Annotated in this window: 2 protein-coding genes; one reads left to right on the top strand and one right to left on the bottom strand. The window is 58.7% G+C overall.

What is annotated here, in order from left to right; all coding sequences use genetic code 11:
• Positions 1–379, top strand: a 379-nt coding sequence (locus tag EOC06_RS35995; RefSeq protein WP_306462384.1) for a hypothetical protein, incomplete at its 5' end; no start/stop codon positions are given.
• A gap of 599 nt (positions 380–978) precedes the next feature.
• On the opposite strand, the gene EOC06_RS41105 is transcribed toward EOC06_RS35995, so the two are convergent.
• Positions 979–1197, bottom strand: a 219-nt coding sequence (locus EOC06_RS41105; RefSeq protein WP_206631336.1) for a hypothetical protein, incomplete at its 5' end; no start/stop codon positions are given.

The raw sequence follows: 1197 nt of genomic DNA, 5'->3' as shown, positions 1-1197 counted from the left end.
GGGTATATGCCCGCCAAGGTTGGTGCTTATGCTTGAACGGATTCTGCCTTTTTTCGTGGGGCTGGCTTTACTGTTGGGTAGCGGCTGCGCGCGCAGCGATGATGGTACGGTGATTATTCCGAGACCGCTTGATGCTAGGCGATTCTTTGACAAAGAGCCGCCCCACCTGCAGCAGCCACACATCGAAAACAGCGTGTTTCCGGTTGCGCCACAGGAGCCGGAAAGGCTCGAACCGCGCCGTACGGCAAGTCACAAGACATCAAACAGACGCGCATCGCGGATCGCAAGTCCTCCGCTTTCCTCTTATGAGCCGCACAAGCCGCTTGTCTGCAAGAACGTCAGCGAGCCCGGCAAGCGATACCGTGTGGTTTGCGAATAGGGCAATTGGTTTGGCCAGCGGTCTGCCCCTCAGGAGCCTCCCGGCGCCTTTCCGGATCAGGTTGTGCCCGGCCCGCTCGCGGTCGTCCATCAGGGCGATGTTGTGGATCGTGCGAAACAGCATCAGCCGTACAAAGCGCAGAACCACCAGTGGACCGTCTGCCACGCGGCATCAAATTGCCCCCCGGTGAATGAGGACGCAGACACGTCACGGACTATTGAGAAATCGGTCCATGATCTCGCCGAAAGCTGCCGCCGCCGCGGGTCTCCCGGCTGCATCCTCGGGTGATGCTCGAGTGAGGCCCGGCAACATGAGGACGATCGCTCATTCGGCTCGGCGTTTCGTGCCCATCCACCTTCTCCCACAGGGGAGGCTGGGATGCAGCGCCTTCAAAGTGAGGAACAAATCACCTTCGCCGCGAACCTTTCACATTGTCTCGCCACCACCACCGTCGATGAAGTTTCGGACTCGCGCGGGCCGAATCGGGGATCGGCATCGCAGACCATGCGATCGATCTCGTCCCGACGGTTGCCAAAATTGAAAACGAGGCATAATTGCCCAGACATCCAGCTGCTTCGGAGGCTTGCTATGACTTTTGCTCAATCGGTCGTGCGTTCTTTCGTCGGCTGAAGCCATTCATCCTGCTTTTCCTGTTGACTCAGTTCCTGGTCAGGCTGGCGCTGTCGCTGGTTTCGGCCAAAGACCTGTCTTTCCATCCGGCCGACTGGCTGGCTCCTTTCTTCACTGGCATCTGGTTCGATATCGTCACGCTGCTTCCAATCCTCGTGGTCTTTCTCCTCTTCCCGCTGCTCCTGCCA

The organism is Mesorhizobium sp. M7A.F.Ca.MR.362.00.0.0, assembly GCF_004023175.1.
Taxonomy (GTDB): Bacteria; Pseudomonadota; Alphaproteobacteria; order Rhizobiales; family Rhizobiaceae; genus Mesorhizobium.
Note: the sequence above shows the minus strand (reverse complement) of the source record. Positions and strands in the feature narration are given on the sequence as shown.